Source organism: Burkholderia sp. Bp9004, assembly GCF_003858025.1.
In the GTDB taxonomy this organism is placed as follows: domain Bacteria; phylum Pseudomonadota; class Gammaproteobacteria; order Burkholderiales; family Burkholderiaceae; genus Burkholderia; species Burkholderia diffusa.
The window spans coordinates 129004-153733 of the sequence record NZ_QTQD01000004.1 but is presented as its reverse complement, the minus strand read 5'-3'; the positions used below and the strand labels follow the sequence as shown (position 1 = coordinate 153733).

The 24730-nt window shown below is 66.2% G+C and carries 25 protein-coding genes; 17 read left to right on the top strand and 8 right to left on the bottom strand.

The genetic code is table 11. The features are described 5' to 3' along the window. The first annotated feature begins 102 nt into the window (after positions 1 to 102). Positions 103 to 468 carry a nuclear transport factor 2 family protein gene (locus DIE08_RS06750; RefSeq protein WP_059601423.1) on the top strand — a complete coding sequence of 122 codons (366 nt, stop codon included), beginning with the start codon at positions 103 to 105 and terminating at the stop codon, positions 466 to 468. Between the two features lie 36 nt (positions 469 to 504). Here the strand turns inward: DIE08_RS06750 and DIE08_RS06745 are convergent, their stop codons facing one another. Beyond that, positions 505 to 1017: a shikimate kinase gene (locus DIE08_RS06745; RefSeq protein ID WP_124901378.1), complete on the bottom strand. Its 513-nt coding sequence runs from the start codon at positions 1015 to 1017 to the stop codon at positions 505 to 507. 325 nt (positions 1018 to 1342) lie between these two features. Between DIE08_RS06745 and DIE08_RS06740 the strand changes: the two genes are divergently transcribed. Further along, positions 1343 to 2137, top strand: a complete 795-nt coding sequence (locus DIE08_RS06740) for a hypothetical protein (RefSeq protein ID WP_124901377.1) — start codon at positions 1343 to 1345, stop codon at positions 2135 to 2137. Between the two features lie 131 nt (positions 2138 to 2268). Here the strand turns inward: DIE08_RS06740 and argG are convergent, their stop codons facing one another. From argG to DIE08_RS06725, 3 genes are all read right to left on the bottom strand, one after another. Then, complete coding sequence (gene argG / locus DIE08_RS06735; protein ID WP_059601426.1) at positions 2269 to 3606, bottom strand: argininosuccinate synthase; 1338 nt, start codon at positions 3604 to 3606, stop codon at positions 2269 to 2271. A gap of 329 nt (positions 3607 to 3935) precedes the next feature. Further along, positions 3936 to 5006: an FUSC family protein gene (locus DIE08_RS06730; RefSeq protein ID WP_124901376.1), complete on the bottom strand. Its 1071-nt coding sequence runs from the start codon at positions 5004 to 5006 to the stop codon at positions 3936 to 3938. A gap of 151 nt (positions 5007 to 5157) precedes the next feature. After that, positions 5158 to 6690: a sensor domain-containing diguanylate cyclase gene (locus DIE08_RS06725; protein ID WP_124901375.1), complete on the bottom strand. Its 1533-nt coding sequence runs from the start codon at positions 6688 to 6690 to the stop codon at positions 5158 to 5160. 597 nt (positions 6691 to 7287) lie between these two features. Here DIE08_RS06725 and DIE08_RS06720 point away from each other — a divergent pair. From DIE08_RS06720 to DIE08_RS06705, 4 genes are all read left to right on the top strand, one after another. Next, on the top strand, positions 7288 to 8823 hold the full coding sequence (locus DIE08_RS06720; protein WP_059601434.1) for an amino acid permease: 1536 nt from the start codon (positions 7288 to 7290) through the stop codon (positions 8821 to 8823). 264 nt (positions 8824 to 9087) lie between these two features. Continuing rightward, on the top strand, positions 9088 to 9333 hold the full coding sequence (locus DIE08_RS06715; RefSeq protein WP_006761486.1) for a DUF3717 domain-containing protein: 246 nt from the start codon (positions 9088 to 9090) through the stop codon (positions 9331 to 9333). Between the two features lie 240 nt (positions 9334 to 9573). Continuing rightward, complete coding sequence (locus tag DIE08_RS06710; protein WP_124901374.1) at positions 9574 to 10491, top strand: LysR family transcriptional regulator; 918 nt, start codon at positions 9574 to 9576, stop codon at positions 10489 to 10491. A gap of 112 nt (positions 10492 to 10603) precedes the next feature. Beyond that, positions 10604 to 11461 carry an alpha/beta fold hydrolase gene (locus tag DIE08_RS06705; protein ID WP_124901373.1) on the top strand — a complete coding sequence of 286 codons (858 nt, stop codon included), beginning with the start codon at positions 10604 to 10606 and terminating at the stop codon, positions 11459 to 11461. Positions 11462 to 11512: 51 nt separating this feature from the next. On the opposite strand, the gene DIE08_RS06700 is transcribed toward DIE08_RS06705, so the two are convergent. Together DIE08_RS06700 and DIE08_RS06695 are read right to left on the bottom strand one after the other, a co-directional pair. Further along, entirely contained in the window at positions 11513 to 11866 is a 354-nt protein-coding gene (locus DIE08_RS06700; protein ID WP_059601439.1) for a hypothetical protein, read from the bottom strand. A 321-nt stretch (positions 11867 to 12187) separates the two neighbouring features. Next, positions 12188 to 12808, bottom strand: coding sequence for a TetR/AcrR family transcriptional regulator (locus tag DIE08_RS06695; RefSeq protein WP_124901372.1), 621 nt, complete (start codon positions 12806 to 12808; stop codon positions 12188 to 12190). Between the two features lie 94 nt (positions 12809 to 12902). Between DIE08_RS06695 and DIE08_RS06690 the strand changes: the two genes are divergently transcribed. After that, positions 12903 to 14144 carry a glycosyltransferase gene (locus tag DIE08_RS06690; RefSeq protein WP_124901371.1) on the top strand — a complete coding sequence of 414 codons (1242 nt, stop codon included), beginning with the start codon at positions 12903 to 12905 and terminating at the stop codon, positions 14142 to 14144. A 16-nt stretch (positions 14145 to 14160) separates the two neighbouring features. Here the strand turns inward: DIE08_RS06690 and hutC are convergent, their stop codons facing one another. Continuing rightward, positions 14161 to 14856, bottom strand: a complete 696-nt coding sequence (gene hutC / locus DIE08_RS06685; protein ID WP_059466626.1) for a histidine utilization repressor — start codon at positions 14854 to 14856, stop codon at positions 14161 to 14163. Positions 14857 to 15352: 496 nt separating this feature from the next. On the opposite strand from hutC, the gene DIE08_RS06680 reads away from it, so the two are divergent. The 7 genes from DIE08_RS06680 to DIE08_RS06655 all read left to right on the top strand — a co-directional run bounded on the left by DIE08_RS06680 (position 15353) and on the right by DIE08_RS06655 (position 20011). Next, on the top strand, positions 15353 to 16126 hold the full coding sequence (locus DIE08_RS06680; protein WP_124901370.1) for an ABC transporter substrate-binding protein: 774 nt from the start codon (positions 15353 to 15355) through the stop codon (positions 16124 to 16126). 213 nt (positions 16127 to 16339) lie between these two features. Then, positions 16340 to 17029 (top strand): ABC transporter permease, encoded by a 690-nt coding sequence (locus DIE08_RS06675; protein WP_059601448.1) that lies wholly within the window; start codon positions 16340 to 16342, stop codon positions 17027 to 17029. After that, a complete protein-coding gene (locus DIE08_RS06670; RefSeq protein ID WP_059601450.1) occupies positions 17026 to 17739 on the top strand; it encodes an ABC transporter permease in 714 nt (237 codons plus the stop codon). Before DIE08_RS06675 ends, DIE08_RS06670 begins: the two co-directional genes overlap by 4 nt. A 33-nt stretch (positions 17740 to 17772) precedes the next feature. Next, complete coding sequence (locus DIE08_RS06665) at positions 17773 to 18540, top strand: ABC transporter ATP-binding protein (RefSeq protein WP_059511632.1); 768 nt, start codon at positions 17773 to 17775, stop codon at positions 18538 to 18540. 70 nt (positions 18541 to 18610) lie between these two features. Further along, complete coding sequence (locus DIE08_RS06660; protein WP_124901369.1) at positions 18611 to 19045, top strand: cupin domain-containing protein; 435 nt, start codon at positions 18611 to 18613, stop codon at positions 19043 to 19045. A 292-nt stretch (positions 19046 to 19337) separates the two neighbouring features. Further along, a complete protein-coding gene (locus DIE08_RS35525; RefSeq protein ID WP_174908495.1) occupies positions 19338 to 19475 on the top strand; it encodes an HHHH-motif protein in 138 nt (45 codons plus the stop codon). Between the two features lie 68 nt (positions 19476 to 19543). Then, a complete protein-coding gene (locus DIE08_RS06655; RefSeq protein WP_059503738.1) occupies positions 19544 to 20011 on the top strand; it encodes a DUF3761 domain-containing protein in 468 nt (155 codons plus the stop codon). Positions 20012 to 20134: 123 nt separating this feature from the next. On the opposite strand, the gene DIE08_RS06650 is transcribed toward DIE08_RS06655, so the two are convergent. After that, positions 20135 to 21493, bottom strand: a complete 1359-nt coding sequence (locus tag DIE08_RS06650) for a polyhydroxyalkanoate depolymerase (RefSeq protein WP_059601456.1) — start codon at positions 21491 to 21493, stop codon at positions 20135 to 20137. Between the two features lie 300 nt (positions 21494 to 21793). Here DIE08_RS06650 and DIE08_RS06645 point away from each other — a divergent pair, with 300 nt between their 5' ends. The 3 genes from DIE08_RS06645 to DIE08_RS06635 all read left to right on the top strand — a co-directional run bounded on the left by DIE08_RS06645 (position 21794) and on the right by DIE08_RS06635 (position 24726). Next, entirely contained in the window at positions 21794 to 22456 is a 663-nt protein-coding gene (locus DIE08_RS06645) for a glutathione S-transferase family protein (RefSeq protein ID WP_124901368.1), read from the top strand. 235 nt (positions 22457 to 22691) lie between these two features. Beyond that, positions 22692 to 23939 (top strand): Crp/Fnr family transcriptional regulator, encoded by a 1248-nt coding sequence (locus DIE08_RS06640; RefSeq protein ID WP_124901367.1) that lies wholly within the window; start codon positions 22692 to 22694, stop codon positions 23937 to 23939. Positions 23940 to 23961: 22 nt separating this feature from the next. Next, a complete protein-coding gene (locus tag DIE08_RS06635; RefSeq protein ID WP_059531800.1) occupies positions 23962 to 24726 on the top strand; it encodes a flagellar motor protein in 765 nt (254 codons plus the stop codon). The last annotated feature ends 4 nt before the right edge of the window (positions 24727 to 24730 follow it).

Here is a 24730-nt window from a genome sequence, read left to right as displayed (position 1 = left end):
CATGCGAGCCGCGGCGAGTGCGCGGAAGCCGTGCGGCCGCTGATACACTGGGGCGCACGGGCCGGCATTCACGCCGCGCCCGATATGGAGACGACGAGCCGCATGGAACCCATCACCGACGCATTCGCGCGGCACTTCGCGCAGGAATGGATCGACGCATGGAACGCGCACGATCTCGACCGCATCCTGTCGCACTACGATGACGCCTTCGTCATGCATTCGCCGATGATCGTGCGGATCGCAGGCGAGCCGAGCGGATGCCTGCATGGCAAGGCGGCGGTGCGCGCGTACTGGGCGAAGGCGCTGCAACTCATTCCGGACCTGCGTTTCGAGTTCATTGCGGTGCTGGCGGGCGTGGACAGCGTCGCCATTCACTATCGCGGCGCAAACGGACGCGGCGCGGTCGAGGTGTTCCGCTTCGGAGCCGGCAATCGCGTGAACGAGGCATTCGCCCACTACGCGGCGTGAGGCGGTGGTCGCGAATCGTTCGCCGGGGCGTTGCCGCTATGCGTGCGACGCGCGGACGCGTTGCGCAATCTCTCGCGCGCATGCATTCACCGATGCCTTCGACGTATCGATCACGCAATCGCTGAATGCGCGCGCCGCATACCCTTCCCGATACATCTCGGCGATACGTTGCCGCTCCCATTCCGTCAGCACCCGCGTGCCGCGATCCGACGCCGCGATCGCCTCGGGCGGCGCGAGCGTGACGACGATCAACCGTGCATCACGCGCATCGCAGGCCGCGCGCAGCCGTGCGAATTCGGCTTCGCCGATCGGATAGGCGATCACCAGATGACGTTCTCCGGCCTGCGCGATCTGCGTGACGAGGCGCTCCAGCGCGATCGCCCACTGCACGTCGAACGGTGCGTCTTCGGGGGCAGCGTGATCGTCGCCGTCGATGAAGCGCGCATCCGGCAGCACGCGGGCGAGCGCGCGACCGATCGTCGTCTTCCCGCTGTTGATCGGGCCGTTCAGGTGAATGACGGTGAGAGGCGGGTTTGCTCGAGGAATCATGAAGGCGTGCTGGATCGGAACGCCTGCATTGTGCCTCGACATGCAATCTGTTTGTAATACCGAAGCGATTAGAAAAATTATTCGACGAAGCGCCCTAAAGAAACCTTGACCCCCGCCGTTACCCTTTCTCGGTAGCTGACCAAAGTATCACTCGAGCCGCACGACAATTGCCGGGCGGCGCTGCGCGCGTCCGATTACAGCTTCGACGCCTACGGTCAGGTCATCAAACAACAAACATACGGCCGACTCGCGCGCAGCACCTTCACGCGCCACGTGCGACGGCTCGGCGAAAACGTTCCGTCAACAACAAAAAGCCACTCACTGCATGAAGAACTCATCCAAAGCCACCCTGTTCGGTTGCGGCCTGCTCGTGACGCTGCTGTCCGGCTGCGTCACGTTGCCAAACACCGACATGAAGCCCGAAGCACGTCAGAAGCTGCATTCGATCGCGATCCTCGAAGTCAACGAGCCGAAGCGTGTCGCGGTCGTCAATATCGGCGGCGCGGCGGGCGGGTTCGGCCTGATCGGCGCGCTCGCGCAAAGCGCCGTCAACGCGAGCCATACGAGCACCTATACGGATCACGTGGCGGCCGGCAAGATCGTGTTCGCGCCGGACATCGTGGACGGCGTCACGGGCCGCCTTACCAGCAACGGCTATCAGGTCGTGAAGCTGGACGGTCAGAAAGCGAAGCTCGCCGACGACGGCAAGTCGGACGACTACTCCGCGATCCAGACCGACGCGGATGCCATCATGAACGTATGGTTCACGTCGTTCGGCTATATCTCGCCGCCCAACCAGCCCGATTACATTCCGTGGGTGGTCGTCCGCGCGCGCATTCTCGACGCGAAGACGAAGCAGGACATCTATTTCAAGACGTTCGCGTGCGGCTACGACATCAAGTCGAACAGCGTCCACATCGACAGCGATTTCGCCTATACGTACGGCAGCTTCAGCGATCTCGAGAAGAATTTCGACAAGTCGGTGGAAGGGATCAAGTCGTGCGAGAAGTCGGTCGCGGACACGATCGGTCAGGATCTGGCACGCACGCCGGCGGCTGCGGCTGCGACGACGACTGCGGTTGCGACGACTGCGACCGGGACGGCCACGGCATCGAAATGATCCTGATGCGACTGCAGGATCGTCGTGATGCGCGTTCCGAATCCGGCAGTGCCTGAAGAAAGGCGGGAGGGGAGTGCTGCATGCGGCCGGGCGGTTCTTACGCCGCCCGGCCGCTCGCGAAAACGGCTTGCTTACTCGCCGCTATCGCCCTTGATCTGCGGCAGCGCCGACGATTCACCCGGCGTGAGCAAACCGACCTGCGTATAAACGCGCAGCTTGTCGCGCGTATCGGTGATGTCGAGGTTGCGCATCGTCAGCTGGCCGATCCGGTCGCGCGGCGAGAACGTCGACGCCACCTTCTCCATCGACAGGCGTTCCGGCTGATACGTGAGGTTCGGCGACTTCGTGCTCAGGATCGAGTAGTCGTTGCCGCGGCGCAGTTCGATCTTCACTTCGCCGGTGATCGCGCGCGCGACCCAGCGCTGCGCCGTTTCGCGCAGCATGATCGCCTGCGGGTCGAACCAGCGGCCCTGGTACAGCAGGCGGCCGAGACGGCGGCCGTTCTCGCGATACTGCTCGATCGTGTCTTCGTTGTGGATGCCGGTGACGAGACGCTCGTACGCGATGTACAGCAGCGCGAGGCCCGGGGCTTCATAGATGCCGCGGCTCTTCGCCTCGATGATGCGGTTCTCGATCTGGTCGCTCATGCCGAGGCCGTGGCGGCCGCCGATGCGGTTCGCTTCCAGCAGCAGTTCGACCGGGTCCTTGAACTCGACGCCGTTCAGCGCGACCGGCTGGCCTGCTTCGAAGCGCACCGTCACTTCCTCGGCGGCGATCTTCACGTCGTCGCGCCAGAACGCGACACCCATGATCGGGTTCACGATCTTGATGCCGCTCTCGAGGCTTTCCAGATCCTTCGCCTCGTGCGTCGCGCCGAGCAGGTTCGAGTCGGTCGAATACGCCTTCTCGGCCGACATCTTGTACGCGAAGCCGGCCTGGTTCATGAATTCGGACATTTCGGCGCGGCCGCCGAGTTCGTCGATGAACGTCTGGTCGAGCCACGGCTTGTAGATCTTCAGATCCGGGTTCACGAGCAGGCCGTAGCGGTAGAAACGCTCGATGTCGTTGCCCTTGTACGTGCTGCCGTCACCCCAGATGTTGACGCCGTCTTCCTTCATCGCGGCGACGAGCATCGTGCCCGTCACGGCGCGGCCGATCGGCGTCGTGTTGAAGTACGTGACGCCGGCCGTCGTGATGTGGAATGCGCCGCTTTGCAGCGCGGCGATGCCTTCGGCGACGAGCTGCGCGCGGCAGTCGATCAGGCGGGCGCCGGCTGCGCCGTATTCGATCGCGCGTTTCGGGATCGCGTCGTAATCGTCTTCGTCGGGCTGGCCGAGGTTCGCCGTATATGCGTACGGGACGGCGCCCTTCAGTTTCATCCAGTGCAGCGCGGCGCTGGTGTCCAGGCCGCCGGAGAAGGCGATACCGACCTTCTGGCCGGTCGGGAGGCTTTCGAGAATCGTGCTCATAGGAATTACCGTGGATTGAAGCCGGTGGGATCGTATTTCGCGGAATATGCGAGTATCGGCTGTCCGGGAAGTTGGGGCAAGACCTGATTTTCGCGCCAATACGTTGTCGAGCCTGTCGCGGCGGGCCCGGCGGGCGGCGAATCAGGCGGAGAACGCCGCGCAAACCGGCGCCGAGCGGCGGCCGAAACGGTCGCGGCCGAGCGCCGTCGCGGGCCGTGCTTCCGGGGCCGGATCGGCTGAAGGGCGGGGCAGCCGCCGTCGGGATGCGAGCCCGCCGCGCCGAAAGGATTATGAAAGATTTTGGCGTGAAGCCCGGCGTCCCGCGACCTTCAGATATTCCACGCCTGCGTGGTATCGAGCAGTTTCTCCCGCAACTGATCCACTTCGCCGGCCAGCTTGGCCGTGATCGACACGTAGCCCGACAACTGCGGCGGAGGCATGTCGTGCGGCGGCTCGGCCGGCCGGCGGCGTGCCGCGAGCCGGCTCGGCGTGCCGACCTTGAGCGCGCGGCTCGCGCCGACGAGCGTGTCGCGGATGCGCCGGTTTACGGCCTTCATTTCGTAGCGCATGTATTCGCGGGCAGTTATGTCGTCGCGGTCCGGCACCGTGCTCGACAGGATCTCCAGGTAGCCGATGCACAGGCGCAGGCTGCGCTGGATCGCTTCGAGGTGCGTGACCGAGATCTCGCATTCCTTCGACACCGACGGCATCAGCGAACGCAGCTGCACCAGCAGCGCGCTCAGCGCGGCCATTTCCTTCAGGTGCGCGTCGTCGCTCACGCGGCGGTCGCCCGCGAGCCGCGTATGCACGGCCGCGCACGCGCGCAGCGCATCGGCGAGCTTGTAGCGCCACGAGTAGGTCGCGTAGAGCGGCAGCGCGAACGAGAACGCCAGCGCGATCGCGATGCCGGTCAGGACGTTTACCGCGCGCCACAGGCCGTCGACGATCTCGTTGTCGCCATGCCCGGCGACGATCACCATCGTGATCGCCGACAGCAGCGCGATGTAGCCGGCCTTGCCGATCGCGTGATACGCGCAGAATCCGCACGCGATCGCCATCAGCAAGTAGATCGCGAACGGCGCGTGCAGCACGGAGTAGAGCAGGATCAGCCCGAGCCCCGCGAGCGCGCCGATCGACGTGCCGAGCGCGCGCTCGGCCGCCTTCTTGCGGATGTTCCCGTGGTGCTGCAGCCCGCCGACGACGATCAGCACGGTGATCGTCGACCATTCGCCGTGCGGCACGCGCAGCCCGGTGGACAAGGCGATCGACACGAGGATCGCGAGCGCGACGCGCGCCGCATGGATCAGCTTCGCGTGCCGGTAGCGGCGGTAAGGGTCCAGCAGGGGACGGAGGGCGTGGCGCAGGAGCGGCGGCAGTCGGGCAGGAAGCTGGGCGTTCATGACGGAGCGGAGATGGCCGGCGGGGTGGCCGGAATACGCGCGGGCGGCTCGCGCGGGCCGGCGCCGCGCCGCACGCGCAGCTGACGTAACGCTAGCCGAACGCGCGCGGGCTGTCCACGGCGACGCGGTGCGGGCGCCGCCGGCCGCCGCGTCACGCGTCGGCGGTGTTTGCCTCGGCGTTCGACACGCGATTGCGTCCGCCGGACTTCGCGCGGTACAGCGCCTCGTCGGCCTGCCGCAGCAGCGTCGCGGCGTCGATGCGCCCGCCGGCGGTGGTCGCGGCGCCGATGCTCGCCGTCACGTGCCCGTACGGGCTGCGGCCGTGCGCGATGTCGAGCCCGGCGATCGCGCGGCGGATCCCTTCGGCGACGGTCGCCGCGCCCCGCGCATCGGTGTCCGGCAGCGTGACGACGAATTCCTCGCCGCCGTAGCGCGCGACGTGGTCGCTGTCGCGGCGCAGGCAGCGCGACGCCGATTGCGCGACGCGGCGCAGCACATCGTCGCCGGCGAGGTGGCCGTAGTAGTCGTTGAACGCCTTGAAATGATCGACGTCGACGAACAGCACCGACAGCGGGCGGCCGCTGCGCGACGCGCGCAGCGCTTCCTTCGCGAGCACCGTGTCGAACGTGCCGCGGTTGTCGAGCCCGGTCAGTGAATCGGTGTGCGCGAGCCGGTACAGCTTCGACTCGGCGATCTGCCGGCGCTTGAGTTCGCGCGACAGCGCGAGCGAGCCCCACGCGATGAACACGGTAAACAGGGCCATCAGCACGGCGGTCCAGATCGTGCGATGGCGCCACGACGCGTAGATGTCGATCTCGGCGGGCGCGACGTCGACGACCAGCGGCAGATTCGCGAGATGCTTGTAAACATAGATGCGCCGCACGCCGTCGATCGCGCCGACGCCCGTCAACGCGCCTTCGCTGCTGCGCTGCGCCTCGATGAAGAGCGGGGCGTTGTGAAGGTCGAGGCCGACCACGCGCGCATCGAACGGCAGGCGGGACACGAGCGCGCCGTTGTCCTCGACGATCGCCGCGCTGCCGTGCTTGCCGACCGCGAGACCGTCGAGCAGCGCGCGGAAGTAGTCGATGCTGAGCGTGCCGACGACGATCCCTCCGAAGCGGCCATCGGCCAGCGTGATCCGTCGGCTGAGCGCGATCGTCAATGCGCCGCCGCGCAGCCGGGACGCATAGGGCCGGCTGATGAAGAGGCCCTGCGCGAGCCGGTCGCGATGCACGGCGAAATATTCGCGGTCGGCGAAATTGCCTTGTCGCGGCGGCGATTCGGCCGAATCGATCACGATATTGCCGTGCGGATCCATCACGAAAATGGCGCCGAGATACGCGCCGCTCGCGGCGCGGTCGAACAGCAGCCGGTGACGCTGGTGCGGCGGCAAAGCCATCAGTTCCGGATCGGCGAGGCCGTCGACGACGTTTTGCAGCGACAGATCATACAGTTCGATATTGCGGGAAATATCGCGCTCGATCAGCAGCATCAGGTTGCGCGCATTTTCGACCGCATGATCGTATGCGTCGTGGCGTGCCTCGATTAAAAGCGACGTCGAGAGTCCCCAGCTGAACAGGAGCAGCATGATGCCCGCGACGAGTACGCCGCGGGGCGACAGAATGCGTGCCACGGCCGACGCGGTATGACGGCGCGCCGTGGCGAGCGGCGTGTGTGGCTTCATCCTCGGGGGTGGGCGGCGGAAATTTGCGTCGTAGACGATTCCGCGCGGTGATTAATTCGCATTAATCGGCATTATCTCGCGAATCCCGGAATTTCGCCGCGCGATGCAAAACATGCATGCGCCGATCGCGATTCGGAACGATTACACGCCATTACTGTGAGCCGGATGTCGGTTTGATTTGAATCAATTGTGAGTGGCCGGTATTTTGTCTGATTATTAGCGGCGCTTGCGGATCGATTTGTCGTTTTAATACAGGATCGGGCGATTGCGCCGGGACGATTACGCCTTGCGCGGTTCGCCATCGCGGATGACCACTCGAATGGCATGACCTGTACCGCGCAACCCGCAGCCATGCCGCCGTCTCGTCGCCCCGCCGTGTCCAACTTGTTGATTCTGCTGCGTCTGCATGCGGCGGCGGGGCGTTCGGCGCTCAGCTGCCGTCGTGGCGAATCAGGTAGAATCCGCGCTTCGCCGCAGGCGCCCGGCGCGCAACGCGTATCGGGGCCGCATCGAATGCATCGCAGCAGGCGGCGCGCCGCGCCCCGATCCCGCATGCGCCGGCTCCGGATGCCGGCCCGCTCAACGTTCGTCTCGTTTATGTCCGCAATTCCGAATTCCGACCAACCCGGTTCGTCCGCGAACCCACCCAAGCTTCATCGCGCGCTGAAGGCGCGCCATCTGACGATGATCGCCATCGGCGGCTCGATCGGTACGGGCCTGTTCGTCGCGTCCGGCGCGTCGATCTCGCAGGCCGGCCCTGGCGGCGCGATGGTCGCTTACATGCTGATCGGCCTGATGGTCTACTTCCTGATGACGAGCCTTGGCGAAATGGCTGCGTTCATGCCGGTGTCGGGCTCGTTCGCGACCTACGGCGCGAAATACGTCGACGAAGGCTTCGGCTTCGCGCTCGGCTGGAATTACTGGTACAACTGGGCCGTGACGATCGCGGTCGAACTCGTCGCCGCGCAGCTCGTGATGCACTACTGGTTCCCGGACGTGCCGGGCGTCTGGTGGAGTGCCGCGTTCCTCGGCGTGATGTTCCTGCTCAATGCGCTGACCGTGCGTGGCTTCGGCGAAGCCGAATACTGGTTCGCGCTGATCAAGGTCGTCACCGTGGTTGCGTTCATCGGCGTCGGCCTGCTGATGATCTTCGGCATTCTGAAAGGCGCGCCGGGCAACGGCTGGGGCAACCTGACGATCGGCGACGCGCCGTTCGCGGGCGGCCTGCCGGCGCTGATGGGCGTCGCGATGATCGCGGGCTTCTCGTTCCAGGGCACCGAGCTGATCGGCGTCGCGGCCGGCGAATCGGAGAACCCGCGCACGACGATCCCGCGCGCCGTGCGTCAGGTGTTCTGGCGCATCCTGCTGTTCTACGTGCTGGCGATCTTCGTGATCGGCGTGCTGATTCCCTATACCGATCCGAACCTGCTGAAGAGCGACGTGACCGACATCGGCGTGAGTCCGTTTACGCTCGTGTTCCGCCACGCGGGCCTCGCGTTCGCGGCCGGCGTGATGAACGCGGTGATCCTGACGGCCGTGCTGTCGGCCGGCAACTCGGGCATGTACGCGTCGACGCGGATGCTCTACAACCTCGCGACGGAAGGCCGCGCGCCGAAGCTGTTCGCGAAGCTGTCGCCGGGCGGCGTGCCGCGCAACGCGCTGTACGCGACGACCGCCGTCGGCGCGCTGTGCTTCTTCACGTCGCTGTACGGCGACAAGACGGTGTACCTGTGGCTGCTGAACACGTCGGGGATGACAGGTTTCATCGCGTGGCTCGGCATCGCGATCAGCCACTACCGGTTCCGCAAGGGCTATGTGACGCAAGGCTACGCGGTCGACCAGCTGCCGTACCAGTCGAAGTGGTTCCCGTTCGGCCCGCTGTTCGCGTTCGTGCTGTGTCTCGTGATCGCGCTCGGCCAGGACTATCAGGCGTTTCTCGCGAACCGGATCGACTGGGCGGGTGTGGCCGCGACCTACGTCGGCATTCCGCTGTTCCTCGTCGTGTGGCTCGGCTACCGGCTCCTGAACAAGAGCCGCTTCGTGCGTTACGAGGACATGGAGATCGCACCGTGGGTCGCCGCGAGCCGCGGCGCGCAGCTGCAGCGCGTGGAGAACCGCGAAACCGCGGGCTGATGCCGGCGCGGCACGCGGCCGCGCGATGGCGCAACGAAACGGGAAGCCGCACGCTTCCCGTTTTTTTTGTCCGCTTTCCCCTGCACGGGGTCAAAGCCGGTTATATTGCCCGACCCTACCGGGCCACACGGCCCGGCCGGCGCGACGAGCGCGGCGCGGATCGGGCATCCGGCGCGTGCCTCTCGCGGCGGCCGGCGGCGCCCGGCGTTTCCATCGTTCCGCCGCGCCGGCACGGCCCGCGGAGCGCGCAACCCAGAGGAATCCATGAGTGCATCACCCGCCGAGCGGAAGGCCGGACCCGTTTCCATCGTGCGAATCGAAGCCGCGATCAACGCGTGGCGCGAAGTGTATCCGCCGGCGCCGGACGGCGAGGACGGCTACGCGCTCGACGCCGGCAGCAACTGCCTGGCCGAGCTGTACGGCGCGATGATCTGCTATCGGCTGCCGGACGTGCCGCTCGACTCGTTGAGCGACGCGCAGCGCGATGCGCTGTACGCGACCGAGGCGTGATGCGCGGTCGAGACGCTGCCGCGACGCGGCGTCGATGAAGAAACGGGAAGCCTGGCGGCTTCCCGTTTTGCTTTGCGCGGTGCCGGACGCGAGGGCGGCACGACGCTGCTCGCGCCGGTTTCGGCGCGGGCTGAGGTATCGTCATGGCATCGGGATCGGGCGATCACGGGACGACCGGCTCGGCACGCGTCTGCGCGCGGCCGAATGAACGTCCGTTGCCGGTCCGGGAGGGATCGAAAAATGGAGTTGAGACATCTCCGCTACTTCGTCGCGGTTGCCGAGGAGCGGAATTTCACGCGTGCGGCCGAGCGCCTGCACATCGCGCAGCCGCCGCTCAGCCGGCAGATCCAGCAGCTCGAGGAGGCGCTCGGCGTGCCGCTGTTCGAGCGCAACGCGCGGCCGCTGAAGCTGACCGACGCGGGGCGGTTCTTCTATTCGCACGCGGTGCAGCTGCTCGCGCAGACGACCGAGCTCGAATCGATGACGAAGCGGGTCGGCAAGATCGAGCGCAGCATGTCGGTCGGGTTCGTCGGTTCGACGCTGTACGGGATGCTGCCCAAGATCATCCGGCGCTTTCGCAGCGAGTATCCGGCCGTCGAGCTGAGCCTGCACGAGATGTCGACGATGGACCAGATCAAGGCGCTGAAGGAAGGGCGCATCGACGTCGGGTTCGGGCGCATCCGTCACGAGGATCCGAGCGTGCGGCGCGTCGTGCTGCGCGAGGAGCGGATGATCGTCGCGCTGCCGGTCGGTCACGTGCTCGACGGCGCGAAGCCCGTGCTGTCGCTGCACGATCTCGTGAACGACACGCTGATCATCTTCCCGAAGGCGCCGCGGCCGAGCTATGCGGACCAGGTGCTCGCCGCCTTTCACGATCGCGCGTTGCAGCCGCGCAAGATCTACGAGACGCGCGAACTGCAGATCGCGCTCGGACTCGTCGCGATGGGCGAGGGCGTGTCGGTCGTGCCGCACAGCGTGTACGGCCTGAAGCGCGACGATATCAGCTACAAGCCGCTCGACGATCCGAACCTCGTGTCGCCGATCATCATGAGCATGCGGATGCTCGACGAATCGGGGGACATCCGCGCGATGCAGGCGCTGATCTACCGGCTGTACGACGAAGCGCAGATGGAGTATCTGCCGCCGCAGCCCGAATGAGCGTGCGGGCGGTGGGGCCTTGCTTGACGCGGCGCGCGTCGCCGGGCCACCATCGTCGGCATTCGATGCGGCCCGCCCGCGTGCGGCCGCCTTCATGCAGACGACGACACACATGACTGAAATCGTGACCGAGGAGACCTGGGTCGAGACGCCGCAAGGGCGTCTCTTCGCGAAGCGCTGGCGCGGCGTGCCCGCGCGGGCACCGGCTGCACCTGCGCCGGTCGCACCTACGCCGGTCGCACCTGAGCCGGCCGCACCTACGCCGGTCGCACCGATCGTGCTGCTGCACGATTCGCTCGGCTGCGTCGAACTATGGCGCGACTTCCCCGCGCAACTCGCGCGCGCCACCCGGCGCGACGTGATCGCATACGACCGGCTGGGCTTCGGGCGGTCCGATCGTCATCCGGGGCAACTCGGCATGACGTTCGTGCGCGACGAGGCCGATCACGGATTCCATGCGCTGCTCGAGCGGTTCGGCATCGATGCGTTCGTGGCGTTCGGGCACAGCGTCGGCGGCGGCATGGCGGTCGGATGCGCGGCCGCGTATCCGGCGCGTTGCCGCGCACTGGTGACGGTCTCCGCGCAGGCGTTCGTCGAGGATCGCACGCGCGACGGCATTCGCGAGGCGGGGCAGCAGTTCGACGCGCCCGGCCAGCTCGACCGGCTCGCGCGTTATCACGGCGACAAGGCCGAATGGGTGCTGCGTGCGTGGGTCGACACGTGGTTGTCGCCGGCGTTTCGCGACTGGAGTCTCGACGACGAACTGCCGCGCGTGCGTTGCGCGACGCTCGCGATTCACGGCGAGCAGGACGAATACGGGTCGGACGTGCATCCGAAACGGATCGCCGCGCGCGTCGCGGGGCCGTCGTCGTTCCTGCTGCTCGACGGATGCGGACACATGCCGCATCGCGAGCGGACCGACGACGTACTCGCGGCCGTGGCGACGTTCCTGCGCGACGCGCTCGCCTGAACGCCCGGGCGCGGGCGTGCGATGCAACCGGCGGGCCCGACCCGCCGGTGCTCAGAACGACAGCTGGATTGCGAGGTCGACGGCGAGAATCGCGATCGAGCAGCCAATGCCGAGAACCACGTTCGGCAGCCGGTGTTCGAAGTCGCGATTGTCACGGCGCATCGCGGCACCGAGCAGGAAGACCGCCTCGACGACGATCTGCAGCCCGACGAACAGCAGCATCAGCAGATACTCGTAACCCATCTGCTTGAACACGGCGAATTGCATCCCGTGATCGCGGATCCATTGACCGACGCGCAGCAGTTCGTAGACGAACAGCAAGGCAGGAAACAGGTAGCTGATGAAATACGTCGGCGCGGTGGCGTGCCGTAGTTCGAGGTGGAAGTGCGGATGCGTGGTAGCCATCAAGAAGCCCTCCTTGCAACGCATGATTGCGGTCGCGACGGCGGCGCGACGACGTGCGGACTAAGGGATTGCCCGAGGCATCGTGCGCGGTCGTACGGCACCAGCATACTGCTGCGCGGGAAATTTGGCATCCCGTCCGTGCGATCGTTGTAAAAATCCCTCCGCATCACGCGATGCCTTCAACGGTCGCCGCTCGCGGTGCGCGGTGTGTCCGCCGGCTGCGTGTCGCCGGCAGTGCCGGGCACCTGCCGTTCCCGATGGCGTTCCGGATCGCCGGCCGGCGCGCAGTGCGCTCGACGTGCGCGCGAATGGCGTGAGCGCTCACGCTTTCGCGTGCGCGCCTTCGACGAACAGCCTCGCGACCGACTGGAATTCCCGCTTCAGCGACAACCCCGGCACGGTCAGCCAGCGCAGCATCGCCGCGAGATACAGGTGATGGAACCACGTGGCGAGCTGGTCGGCGGCTAGCGCCGGGTTCAGTTCGCCCGCCTGCTGTCCGGCTGCGATCAGCTGCTGCCACACGAGCGCGATGTCGCCGCCGCCATCCTCGCCGCTTTCCGCTTGCGCCACTCCGATGCTCAGGAACCGATGCCGCAGGTATGCGAGCAGATACACCGGATGCTGTTCGCACCATGCGGCCGACGCGGCGAGCACGCAGGCGATCCGCGACGCGAAGGTCTTCCGTCGCGCGACGTCGCGCTGCAGGTGCGCGAGGTCGCGCGCGAGTTCGCCTTCGAGCCAGTGCGCGAGCACGGCCTCCTTCGTCGGAAAGTGGTTGTACAGCGTACGTTTCGCGACATCGGCCTGCGCGGCGATCTGTTCCATCGTCACTGCGTCGTAGCCGTGCGCATCGAACAGGCGTGCGCCGGTGTCGGCGAGATGCGCGAGCATCTGGATGCGCTTGCGTGCGCGGCGGCCCGGATCGTCGGTCGTCGTTGGCATGGTTCGGTATCGACTTAAAGTGCACGAATTGCATTAGTATACGACGTGCACTTTTATGAATCCACTCGCCTGCATCATGCAGGAGGAGCCACGCATGAAGCTCGTCATCGCCACTTACGGCACCGAAGGCGACACGCGCCCGCTCGCGGCGCTCGGCCGCGCGCTGCTGGATGCCGGCCATGAGGTCCGGTTGCTGGCCGACGTCGCGACGCTCGGTTCGGCTGCCGCGCTCGGCGTGCCTTGCGAGCCGCTGTCCGGCGACATCCGCTCGGCGATCGCGCCGGATGGTGCGTTGTCCGAAGCGGTGCGCGGGCGCGGCGGTTTCAACGACACGTCGAAGGCGCTCGCGGCGATCGCGAATGCGAACACGGCTGCATGGATGCGCGAAGTCGCCGCCGCATCGGCCGGTTGCGATGCGATCCTGGTGTCGGGGCTGGCGTCGTTCGTCGGGCTATCGGTTGCCGAGTATCGCGGCGTGCCGGCGATCGGTACGGGGATGATCCCGATCACGCCGACCGCGACGTTCGCGTCGCCGTTTCTGCCACCCGGCAAGGTGCCGCGCTGGCTGAATCGCGCGAGCCACCGGTTCGTGAACGCGCTGCTGTGGCACGCGTTCAGGCGGGCGACCAATGCGGCGCGCGCCAGCGTGTGCGGACTGCCGCCGCGCCGGGCCGTATGGACCGATCATCCGATGCTGTACGGCGTGTCGCCCGCGCTGCTGGCCGATCCGGCCGACTGGCCGTCGCATGTGCTGGCATGCGGTCAGTGGCGCGTCGGCGCGCCCGCGTGGACGCCGCCGCCCGCGCTGTCGAGCTTTCTCGACGCGGGCGATCCGCCCGTGTATATCGGCTTCGGCAGCATGGCCGGGTTCGACCGGGCCGCGATGGTCGACGCGCTGTTGCAGGCGCTCGACGGCCGGCGCGCGTTGTTTTATCCGGGCTGGAGCGGCATCGATGTGTCGATGCTGCCGGCGCACGTGTGCGTGATCGGCGAGACGCCGCACGACCGGTTGTTTCCGCATGTATCGATGGCGATCCATCACGGCGGATCGGGTACCACGCATTCGGCCGCGCGGGCGGGCATTCCGTCGGTCGTCGTGCCGTTCGCGGGCGATCAGTTCTTCTGGGCGAGCCGGCTGCAACGCGCCGGTGTGGCCGATGCGCCGGTGGCGGGGCGGCGTGTGGACGCCGCGGCGCTTGCACGCGCGATCGCGTTCGCTGCACGAGCCGACACGCAAGCGCGTGCCGCCGAACTCGGTGCGCGGATCGCGCGGGAGGACGGGGTGGGGCTGGCGGTTGGCGCGATCGAGCGCTGGGGGCGCCCCGGCGTGCGCTGAACGCGTTCGCCCCGCGTCAGAAATGCCCGGTGAACCGGTAGCGACTGCCCGGATGCCACAGATTGGCCACCGACGCGACCATCCCTTGCGACCACGTGCGCCGATGCAGCAGCAGGCACGGCTCGCGTTCGTCCGTCGTCAGGTGCCGGCGCGTTGCCGCATCGGGCATCGCAGCCTCGATCCGGTATTCGACCCGCTGCAGCGGCGCGACGCGCGTCAGGTACTGGTTCGGCGTCGTCGTCGTGAAGTCCTGCAGCGCGTATTCGGGTGCGCAGGCCGGGTTGACCCAGCGCTCCTCGAGCTGAACGGGCGTGTCGTTCTCGAAGTGCAGCACGCGCGAATGGAAGATCGGGCTGCCGGTGTCGAGCTGCAACTCGTCGGCGAGCTTCGCGTCGGCGACGGCCGCGCCGACCTCCAGCACCTGCGCACGATACGCATGGCCGCGCGCGGCGACTTCATCCGAGATGCTGCGGATCGCGACCAGTGTCGATTCGTATTTCGGCGACGCGACATACGTGCCCGAGCCGCGCGTGCGCGTGAGCACCTGTTCGGCCGTCAGCTCGCGCAGCGCGCGGTTGACCGTCATCCGCGCGACGTTGAATTCGCGCGCGAGCTCGTTCTCCGACGGCACCTGGTCGCCTTCCGCCCACTCGCCCGCATGAATGCGCGCGAGGATGAAGTCCTTGATTTCCTGATAGATCGGTGTGGTCATTGCATTGCTGTTCAAGAGACGGCGGCCGCGTGCCGTCGCGGGCCGGCCTTCGTGCGGTGTTCGGGCGGAGTGTACCGGGATCGACGCGGTGCGGGCCCGACTGTGGGCCCGGGATTCGGGTTATTCCGGCCTGCATCCGGAGCGCCCATCGGGGGGCCGGCAGAGGTCGTACGGATCGCGACCACCGCGTCGGCGAGCGCGACAGGCGGAAAAGTATAGACAAATGCAGACGCGACGACGACATGCCGAAGCCGCACAGAAAGCTGGATTTCATCTGCATGTAATCTGTAGCGAATTGAAATATAAGGGAAATTCGCTCATGGAAACAATCCGCCGACAATTAGAGATAAACACGGATTGCTGGCGGTGACCTGAAAAAGGCAAAGTTGTATGTACAACTTCGGAAGTCACCGGACGGGTGGCTTCCGGGTTGGAACGGTTCGCGGCGGCGACGCCCGACCGGACCCGTGCCCAGTTCGCCTATGACAGGAACGCCATGAAGAAACTCGCGCTCAGTATTGCCCTTGCCTGCCTCGCGGTCGGTGCCCACGCCAAGGATTGGTCGACGATCCGGTTTGGCGTAGACGCCAGCTACCCGCCGTTCGAATCGAAGGACGCAAGCGGCAAGGTCGTCGGCTTCGACGTCGATCTCGGCAACGAGATCTGCGCACGGCTGAAGGCGAAATGCGTGTGGATCGAGAACGACTTCGACGGGATGATCCCGGCGCTGAAGGCGAAGAAGTTCGACGGCGTGCTGTCGTCGATGTCGATGACGCCGGCGCGCGCCGAGCAGATCGCGTTCTCCGACAAGCTGTTCAACACACCGACGCGCCTGGTCGCGAAGAAAGGCGCGAACCTGCAGCCGACGGCCGAATCGCTGAAGGGCAAGTCGGTCGGCGTCGAGCAGGGCACGATCCAGGAAACCTACGCGAAGGCCTACTGGGCGCCGAAGGGCGTGCAGGTCGTGCCTTACCAGAACCAGGACGGCGTGTACCAGGACCTGATGTCCGGCCGCCTCGACGCCGCGCTGCAGGACGCGGTGCAGGCCGACCTCGGTTTCCTGAAGACGCCGCGCGGCGCGAACTTCGATTTCGCCGGCAAGGACATCGACGATCCGAAGACGCTCGGCAACGGCGCCGGCATCGGGCTGCGCAAGGACGACGCCGACCTGAAGGCGAAAATCGACCACGCGATCGCCGACATGATCAAGGACGGCACGTACAAGAAGCTCGAGAAGAAGTACTTCGCATTCGACGTCTACGGCGGCTGACCGTCGATGCGGCGCGCCTCCGCTGCGGCGCGCCGTGTCGTGTCGTGTCGTGTCGTGTCGTGTCGTGTCGTGTCGTGTCAGTTCCCGGGTGCCGCTTGCTTCGCATGACGCGTCCGGCTTGATGAGCGGACGACATCAGGTAATGCGCAGATATCGTTTGATGCGCGCGTAATGGCTATTGACAATCCAGCCACATCGTTCTGGATCCCAAACATGATCTTCCAAGGATTTGGCCCGCTGTTGTGGGCCGGCACGGTCGAGACCGTGAAGCTCGCGGTGCTGTCGCTCGCCGCGTCGCTCATACTGGGCCTCGCGGGCGCGGGCGCGAAACTGTCGACCAACCGCGTGCTCAGGTCGGTCGGCACGTTCTATACGACGCTGATCCGTGCGGTGCCCGATCTCGTGCTGATGCTGCTGCTGTTCTACGGGATCCAGATCCTGCTGAACGACGCGACCGACCTGCTCGGCTGGGACCAGATCGACATCGATCCGTTCGTGGCCGGCGTCGTGACGCTCGGCTTCATCTACGGCGCGTACTTCACCGAAACGTTCCGCGGCGCGTTCCTCGCGGTGCCGCGCGGCCAGCTCGAAGCCGGCTTCGCATACGGGATGAGCGGCTGGCGGGTGTTCCACCGGATCATGTTCCCGCAAATGATGCGCTTCGCGTTGCCGGGCATCGGCAACAACTGGCAGGTGCTCGTGAAGGCCACCGCGCTCGTGTCGATCATCGGCCTCGCCGATGTCGTGAAGGCGTCGCAGGACGCCGGCAAGAGCACGCTCGACTTCTTCTTCTTCACGCTCGCGGCGGGTGCGATCTACCTCGCGATCACGACTGTGTCGAACGTCGTGCTGCACCACCTCGAGAAGCGTTATTCCGTGGGCGTCCGGAGGCTTGCACTGTGATCGAACTCATCAGCCAGTACTGGCAAAGCTATCTCTACACCGACGGCTACCGCTTCAGCGGCCTGGCGATCACGCTGTGGCTGCTGGTCGTGTCGATCGCGCTCGGCTTCGCGCTGGCCGTGCCGCTCGCGATCGCGCGCGCGTCGTCGAACCGCTGGATTTCCGGCCCGGTGTGGCTCTATACGTACGTGTTCCGCGGCACGCCGCTCTACGTGCAGCTGCTGATGTGCTACACCGGCATCTACAGCCTGCAGGTCGTGCACAACCACGTGCTGCTCGACACGTTCTTCCGCAACGCGATGAACTGCACGCTGCTCGCGTTCGTGTTGAACGAATGCGCGTATGCGACCGAGATCTTCGCGGGCGCGATCAAGGCGACGTCGGCCGGCGAGATCGAGGCCGGGATGGCCTATGGGATGTCGCGCTTCAAGCTCTATACGCGCATCATCCTGCCGTCCGCGCTGCGCCGTTCGCTGCCGAGCTACAGCAACGAAGTGATCCTGATGCTGCACGCGACGACGCTCGCGTTCACCGCGACCGTGCCCGACATCCTGAAGGTCACGCGCGATGTCAACTCCGCCACGTACATGTCGTTCCAGGCCTACGGCATCGCGGCCGTGCTGTACGCCATCGTCGTGTTCGCGCTCATCTGGGCGTTCCGCAAGCTCGAGACGCGCTGGCTCGCGTACCTGTCGCCGCGCGGCCATTAACGCATTCGCAAGATTCGCAAGGAAGGACCAAGCATGTACAAGCTCACCGTTGACAACCTGCACAAGAAATTCGGCGACAACGAGGTGTTGAAGGGCGTGTCGATGAAGGCGAAGGCCGGCGACGTGATCAGCATCATCGGCTCGAGCGGCTCCGGCAAGAGCACGTTCCTGCGCTGCATCAACTTCCTCGAGCAGCCGTGCTCGGGGCAGATCACGATCGGCAGCGAGCCGATCGAGACCACGCGCGACCGCAACGGCTCGCTGCGCGTGGCCGACCAGAAGCAGCTGCAGCGCATGCGCACGAAGCTGTCGATGGTGTTCCAGCACTTCAACCTGTGGGCGCACATGACGGTGCTCGAGAACGTGATCGAGGCGCCGATGGCCGTGCTCGGGATCGGCAAGGAAGAGGCCGTCGCGCGGGCGCGCAAGTATCTGGAGAAGGTCGGCCTCGCGCCGCGCGTCGAAGGCATGTATCCGTCGCACCTGTCGGGCGGACAGCAGCAGCGTGTCGCGATCGCGCGTGCGCTCGCGATGGAACCGGAGGTGATGCTGTTCGACGAACCCACGTCGGCGCTCGACCCGGAACTCGTCGGCGAAGTGCTGAAGGTGATGCAGAAGCTGGCCGAGGAGGGCCGCACGATGGTCGTCGTCACGCACGAGATGGGCTTCGCGCGCAACGTGTCGAACCACGTGATCTTCCTGCACCAGGGGAAGATCGAGGAAGAGGGCGATCCGCGGGAGATTCTCGTCAATCCGAAGAGCGAGCGGCTCGGGCAGTTCCTGTCGGGGCGGCTCAAGTAAGCGGGCGCTGCTGCGGCCTGGAACGCTAAATGCTTGTCCCGGATGACTCTTTCGATCGAGGAGCACCGCGATGAGCACGCCGACCCCTACCGCGTTTTCCCACGTGAGGCCGCAGGACACCGCGTATCAAGGCGAAGGCCTGCGCGACTTCTTCCTGTATCGCGATCTCGGCATCGCGGCCGCGACGAACGGCAAGGTCGTCGCGCAACTCGTCAGGGCGAATCATGCACCGGCGGCGGGCACCGGCTGGCACCGTCACGAGGCCGAGTTCCACATCGTCGTCATGCTGAAGGGCTGGGCGCGCTTCATGTACGGCGACCGCGAGACGCTGGTGAACGCCGGCGACTGCGTGCACCAGGCACCGGGAATCGTGCATTACCTGTTCGACTATTCGCCCGACATGGAGTATCTGGAGATCGTCGGGCCGGCCGATTTCAAGTCGATCGACGTCGACGGGCCATGCGAAGTGCCTGCGCCGACGCCGTGGGGCGACGCGGGCGCGTAGCCTCCGTTGTTTCGCACGCGAGGCATCCACGTGCCTGTGAAAGACCGCCTTCGGGCGGTTTTTTTATTGATCTTGTCCGGACACCTCGTCCTGCTTCGGTCATTCGATATCCAAAGCATTCGCCATGTAATGAAATGGAAAGAACTGACGGTTGTTTGTCAGTCACGCGTGACGTTTCGTTACACGCTGTCAAAGATCGTCAATTCGACACGGGTGCGGTGCACGGCGCATCGGTGGCCGGCGTTAAGGGGATAACAGCCGGAGCGCCGGCTGGCTTACCCAGGAGAATGTCATGACCCGCATCGCGAAGATCCTGACCGTGACGGCCGTCGCCTGCGCCGTGCTCGTGCCGGCGCTGGCCGAAGCCCATTCGCACCGCGTGTGCCATTTCGATCACCACCATCACCGCGTGTGCCGCTGGGTCCGTTGACCCGCGGCGCGGTATTCCCCGCATCGCGTCGGGACGTTTTTCCCATTCAGGCAAATCAGGAGAGGACTATGAAAAAGACGATGTTGATCGCCGCGCTCGTCGCGGGCATGGGCATGTCGATCGGTGCGTTCGCACAGGTTCCGGCCAGCGCGCCGGCCGGCACGACCGGGCTGTGCAAGGACGGTTCGTTCTATTCGGGCGCGTCGAAGAAGGGCGCATGCGCCGGTCACAAGGGCGTGAAGACGTGGTACGGCGCATCGTCGGCAGCCGCGGCCAGCGCACCGGCCGCAGCCCCCGCGACCGCGGCTTCCGCTTCCGCCGCATCGGGCGCGGCACCGGCGAAGAGCGCGCCCGCGACGACCGCGGCAGCGGCGCCCGGCGGCGGCGCGGGCAAGGTGTGGGCCAACGACAGCACGAAGGTCTACCACTGCTCGACCGACAAGTACTACGGCAAGACGAAGCACGGCAGCTACATGTCGGAAGCCGATGCGAAGGCGAAGGGCTACCACGCATCGCACGGCAAGGCCTGTTCGTAATATCGACGGCGTGCGCGAGCCTTGCCGCTCGCGCACTGACCGACATCGCGCCCCGCCATCCGTGCGGGGCGATTCGTTTGCAGCGCCGATGTGCCGCGTACATCGCTGCCGTACCGCGCGCGTTCAGTGCACGCGATCGGATTGCGTCGCGGTCGCCGCCGCATCGTGATCGGCCGCGCGCGCGTCGAGCAATGACCGCAGCGTCACGTAGTGCGCGCCGCTCGCTCCGCCGTCCGTATCGGCGCTGCGATCGTACGGTTCGTTGTCATGGATCGTCGCACGTACGATCGGATAGATCTGCGTTTCCCAACGGCTGCCGTTGAACACGCCATAGTGACCCACGCCCGTCTGCACGTGGTGCGTTTTCAGGTAAGGCGGCAATCCGGAACACAGCTCCTGCGCGGCCACCGTCTGGCCCACGGCGCAGATGTCGTCCTTCTCGCCCTCGATCGTCAGCAGCGCGGTGCGGTGGATCGCCGCCGGTTCCACCAGCCGGTCGCCGACCATCAGTTCGCCGCGCGCGAGCGCGTATTGCTGGAATACTTTCTCGACCGTTTCCAGATAGAACTCCGCGGTGAGATCGGCCGTCGCGAAGTATTCGTCGTAGAAGTGGCGCAGCGTGTCGGCTTTCGCCAAGTCGCCTTTCGCACGCTCGTAGTAGAGGTCGGCAAACGAAGCGGCATGGCGATCGGGATTCATCGACATGAACGCGCCGACCTGCACGAAGCCCGGATACACGCAACGCTGCGCGCCGACGAAGCCCGGCGGCACGACACTGATCAGGTTGCGCGCGAACCATTCGATCGGCCGGCTCGTGGCGAGCGCATTGACTTTCGTCGGATTCACGCGGCAGTCGATCGGCCCCGCCATCAGCGTCAGGCTCGCGGGTTGGGTCGGATCTCCGCCGGCGGCCATCAGCGCGACTGCCGACAGCGCGGCGACGGTCGGCTGGCAGATCGCGAGCACGTGCGCGTCCGGGCCGATCTGGTGAATGAAATCGATTACGTGCCCGACGTATTCGTCGAAGCCGAAACGCCCGGCCGAAAGCGGGATGTCTCGCGGGTTGTGCCAGTCGGTGATGTACACGTCGTGATCGGCCAGCATCGTGTCGACGGTGCCGCGCAGCAGCGTCGCGAAATGCCCGGACATCGGCGCGACGATCAGCACGCGTGGCTGGCGCGCAACCGGCCGCGCCTTGCGGAAATGCAGCAGCGTGCCGAACGGCGTGGCCGCCGCGGCTTCCTCGACGATCGGCACCGATTCGCCGTCGACGACCACCGACGCGATGCCGAACGGCGGGCGCCGGTGCGAGAACGCGCAGCATTCGAGCAGTTCGCACAGCGCGTCGACCATGCGGCCCGTCGGCGTCGACGTGGCGGGCGGCCACATCGACATCGTCGCGCGTGTGGCGGCCGCCCATGCGCGCGCCGGACGCAGGCATTCGGCAGACCATTGGTAGAACGGATAGGCAAGCAGGTTCATGGTCTTCGCTCGTTGCGTCACGTTGCATGGAGCGAGGCAAGCCGTATGCCAGCATGCGGCTGGCACGCGCGTTGCACGCGGTTTGCGAATACGGCGACGGACACGGCGACACATGTGGCTCGGTGCAGCCGGACGGCCGAACGCCACGCGCAACGGCAGCGGTTCGGGGTAACGGCCGTGTCGCGCCACTGTGCGGCAATGCGCCAGTTCGGCGAACGCGCCGCACTGGCGTGGTGCGGTTCGCGTGACGCGGCGCGCTTTCGGTGCAGGGGCACGAACGGCAATCAGCAGGAGAGCGACATGGAAGCTACCGGACAGACGACGTTGACCATCAGCAGCCGCAACTACTCGTCGTGGTCGATGCGCGGCTGGCTGCTCGCAAGGTTGAGCGGGCTCGCGTTCGAGACCGTCAGCGCGCCGATCGACGCGGCATCGCGCGCGGAACTGCTGCTGCTGTCGCCGTCGATCCTCGTGCCGTGCCTGACGCACGACGGCAGCAGGGTGTGGGACACGCTCGCGATCGCCGAATATCTGAACGAGATCCGGCCGCAGGCGCAACTGTTGCCCGACGACCGGCATGCACGCGCGCATTGCCGGTCGATCTGCGGCGAGATGCATTCCGGTTTCAGCGCGCTGCGCTCCGCGCTGCCGATGAACCTGCGCGCGCATTTTCCCGGTTTCCGGATCTGGTCGCGTGCGCAGCACGACATCGAACGCATCGTGACGATCTGGCGCGATTGTCTGGCCGCATACGGCGGCCCCTGGCTGTTCGGCGAGCGGATCGGTGTCGCCGATGCGATGTACGCGCCGGTCGTCACGCGATTCCTGACCTACGACGTGAAACTCGAACCCGATATCGCCGAGTACTGCATGCGCATCCTCGCGCATCCGTTCGTCGCGGAGTGGATCGATGCCGCGAAAGCAGAGCAGGAGGACATCGACGAACTGGACATGGAGTTCTGACGCGCGACGCACCTTCGTGCCCTGAATCGGACGCAGGCACGTCCATCGAAACGAATCACCGCTGCGGCCGTGCAGCTCGCAAACGTTTCACGTTGATTTTCGCTGGAAACGAGCACGAATTCCCTAAAGGATGCCGGTCCGGATGACGTTAAGCGGGCACGGGGACGACTGTCGATCGCATGCATGTGACATGCGACGCGCAGTCCGCAACAACCAGCGCAGCAGGGGAACCAACTTGAATCGTCAGCAATCTTGGACGCGTACGGCCGCGCCCGGCGAGATCATCTACTCGGAGGGCTTCGCCGGCGAGCCCGTCATCTTTCTGATCGCCGACGGCAAGGTCGAGCTGTCGACGCGCTGCGAAGACAAGCGTGTCGTCGTCGCGACGCTCGGGCGCGGCGAGTTCTTCGGCGAATCCGCGCTGCTCTCATCCGAGCCGCGCGCGCATACGGCGAAGGCGCTGTCGTTCTGTCAGCTCACGGTCGTGCCGGCCGCGCTGCTCGACGAGGAAATCGAGCACGTGTCGGCGCTGCTCCGTCATGTCGTGCGCACGATGATCCGGCGCGTGAAGCGCAAGGACGACCAGCTCGCGACCTATACGCACGCGGACTTCATGCCGGGCGTGCTGTCGTATGCGCACGTGCTGTCGCTGATGGCGGGTGCCGACACGCGCGGATCGGACGACGCGTGGTCGCGGCGGCCGATGCAGGCGCAAGCGGCCGAGGCATCGGTGCCGCTCGCGGACGTGATTCGCCGCTGTCGGGCGATCGCCGGCCATTCGCGCCCGCACGTGCTTGCGATGCTGCGCCGCATGGAGAAGCTCAATCTCGTCACGATCGAAGCCGCGCAGGCCGACCATGCCGGCGGCGCGGTCGATTACTCGGCGTCTTCGGATGCGCGCCAGGTCGTCACGTTCGATGCCGCGCGCGTGGTCGATCGCGCGCAGCAGGTCGCCGATCACGATCTCGACCTGTCGATCAACAGCGAGCTTGAACTGATCGAACTGGCCGATCTCGAGGCGCTGATCGGCGTTGACCGGAAGTTGCTGCTCAACAAGCTGTCGCACGGCGAGATCGCCGACGAGGTGTTCGCGTTCCGCAAGTCGAAAGTGCTCGGTTACGTCGAGCAGAAAGGCGTTGCGTATTTCTCGCGGCGCAGCCCGCGCGCCGGCGGCGACGTGCGTGCGCTCGAGGATATCGTGTGGGTCGATCAGCGAACGCTGTTCGACGTGATCAGCGCATTCGATACCTACGATCTCGCAAAGCTGATCGCGAGCCTCGACGATCGCGCGGTGGCCGACAAGTTGTTCTCCGTGATGACGGAAGCGCGGCGCAATGAGGTGTCGTGGGTGATGCGCCGTGAGCTGAAGCTCGACCCGATCGAGATCGAGGAGATCGAACGGCGCGTGCTCGATGCCGTGCGCGCGGCCAAGGCGCCGGCGGCAGGTGCGGCACCCATGCCGCTGGCTTCATCCGACGCGTGACGCGCGACCGACGGAGACACCTATGGACTTGTTGACCCTGGCCGGCGTGCTGCTCGGCGGCGCGGCCATCGTGTTCGGCTTCGCCCTGGAAGGCGGACATTTTTCGACGCTGTTCCAGTTCGAGGCGCTCGTGATCGTGCTCGGCGGTACGCTCGGCGCGGTGATGATCCAGAACACGTGGGCGCGGTTCTTCGATGCGGTGAAACAGTTGCGACTCGCGTTCGTGCGTGCGCAGGAAGTCGACCGCAAGCACCTGACCGACCTGCTGGAGTGGGGCGATCGCGCGAAGCTCGACGGGTTGCTCGCCTTCGAATCGATGGACGTGAGCGGCATCCATCCGTTCGCGCGACGCGGGCTCGAACTGCTCGCGAACGGCGTGTCGACCGCCGTGCTCGAGGACGCGCTGCACCGCGAGCTCGACGCATACGAGCGCAGCCGGCTCGCGGCCGCGCGCGTGTGGCAGCAGGCCGGCGGCTATGCGCCGACATTCGGCATTCTCGGCTCGGTGCTCGGGCTGGTCCAGGTGACGAGCCACATTCTCGAACCGGCGCAGCTCGGGCCGGGCATCGCGGTCGCGTTCATCGCGACGCTCTACGGCCTCGCGTTTGCGAACCTCGTGTTTCTGCCGCTCTACGGCAAGCTGCGCGCGCAGATCGACAGCGAACTGCGTTTCCGCAAGCTCTATCTCGACGGGCTGCTCGCGATCTCGCGCAAGGAATCGCCGCATACGATCGAGACGCGGCTGACCGGCGACGTGCGCGGCCGCGCGGCGGAGTCCCTCGCATGACGCA

What these genes read in the sequence shown, in the direction of transcription:
- DIE08_RS06750 (WP_059601423.1), top strand. Translation starts at nt 103, where the DNA reads ATGGAACCCATCACCGACGCATTCGCGCGGCACTTCGCGCAGGAATGG.
- DIE08_RS06745 (WP_124901378.1), bottom strand. Translation starts at nt 1,017, where the DNA reads ATGATTCCTCGAGCAAACCCGCCTCTCACCGTCATTCACCTGAACGGC.
- DIE08_RS06740 (WP_124901377.1), top strand. Translation starts at nt 1,343, where the DNA reads ATGAAGAACTCATCCAAAGCCACCCTGTTCGGTTGCGGCCTGCTCGTG.
- argG (WP_059601426.1), bottom strand. Translation starts at nt 3,606, where the DNA reads ATGAGCACGATTCTCGAAAGCCTCCCGACCGGCCAGAAGGTCGGTATC.
- DIE08_RS06730 (WP_124901376.1), bottom strand. Translation starts at nt 5,006, where the DNA reads ATGAACGCCCAGCTTCCTGCCCGACTGCCGCCGCTCCTGCGCCACGCC.
- DIE08_RS06725 (WP_124901375.1), bottom strand. Translation starts at nt 6,690, where the DNA reads ATGAAGCCACACACGCCGCTCGCCACGGCGCGCCGTCATACCGCGTCG.
- DIE08_RS06720 (WP_059601434.1), top strand. Translation starts at nt 7,288, where the DNA reads ATGTCCGCAATTCCGAATTCCGACCAACCCGGTTCGTCCGCGAACCCA.
- DIE08_RS06715 (WP_006761486.1), top strand. Translation starts at nt 9,088, where the DNA reads ATGAGTGCATCACCCGCCGAGCGGAAGGCCGGACCCGTTTCCATCGTG.
- DIE08_RS06710 (WP_124901374.1), top strand. Translation starts at nt 9,574, where the DNA reads ATGGAGTTGAGACATCTCCGCTACTTCGTCGCGGTTGCCGAGGAGCGG.
- DIE08_RS06705 (WP_124901373.1), top strand. Translation starts at nt 10,604, where the DNA reads ATGACTGAAATCGTGACCGAGGAGACCTGGGTCGAGACGCCGCAAGGG.
- DIE08_RS06700 (WP_059601439.1), bottom strand. Translation starts at nt 11,866, where the DNA reads ATGGCTACCACGCATCCGCACTTCCACCTCGAACTACGGCACGCCACC.
- DIE08_RS06695 (WP_124901372.1), bottom strand. Translation starts at nt 12,808, where the DNA reads ATGCCAACGACGACCGACGATCCGGGCCGCCGCGCACGCAAGCGCATC.
- DIE08_RS06690 (WP_124901371.1), top strand. Translation starts at nt 12,903, where the DNA reads ATGAAGCTCGTCATCGCCACTTACGGCACCGAAGGCGACACGCGCCCG.
- hutC (WP_059466626.1), bottom strand. Translation starts at nt 14,856, where the DNA reads ATGACCACACCGATCTATCAGGAAATCAAGGACTTCATCCTCGCGCGC.
- DIE08_RS06680 (WP_124901370.1), top strand. Translation starts at nt 15,353, where the DNA reads ATGAAGAAACTCGCGCTCAGTATTGCCCTTGCCTGCCTCGCGGTCGGT.
- DIE08_RS06675 (WP_059601448.1), top strand. Translation starts at nt 16,340, where the DNA reads ATGATCTTCCAAGGATTTGGCCCGCTGTTGTGGGCCGGCACGGTCGAG.
- DIE08_RS06665 (WP_059511632.1), top strand. Translation starts at nt 17,773, where the DNA reads ATGTACAAGCTCACCGTTGACAACCTGCACAAGAAATTCGGCGACAAC.
- DIE08_RS06660 (WP_124901369.1), top strand. Translation starts at nt 18,611, where the DNA reads ATGAGCACGCCGACCCCTACCGCGTTTTCCCACGTGAGGCCGCAGGAC.
- DIE08_RS35525 (WP_174908495.1), top strand. Translation starts at nt 19,338, where the DNA reads ATGACCCGCATCGCGAAGATCCTGACCGTGACGGCCGTCGCCTGCGCC.
- DIE08_RS06655 (WP_059503738.1), top strand. Translation starts at nt 19,544, where the DNA reads ATGAAAAAGACGATGTTGATCGCCGCGCTCGTCGCGGGCATGGGCATG.
- DIE08_RS06650 (WP_059601456.1), bottom strand. Translation starts at nt 21,493, where the DNA reads ATGAACCTGCTTGCCTATCCGTTCTACCAATGGTCTGCCGAATGCCTG.
- DIE08_RS06645 (WP_124901368.1), top strand. Translation starts at nt 21,794, where the DNA reads ATGGAAGCTACCGGACAGACGACGTTGACCATCAGCAGCCGCAACTAC.
- DIE08_RS06635 (WP_059531800.1), top strand. Translation starts at nt 23,962, where the DNA reads ATGGACTTGTTGACCCTGGCCGGCGTGCTGCTCGGCGGCGCGGCCATC.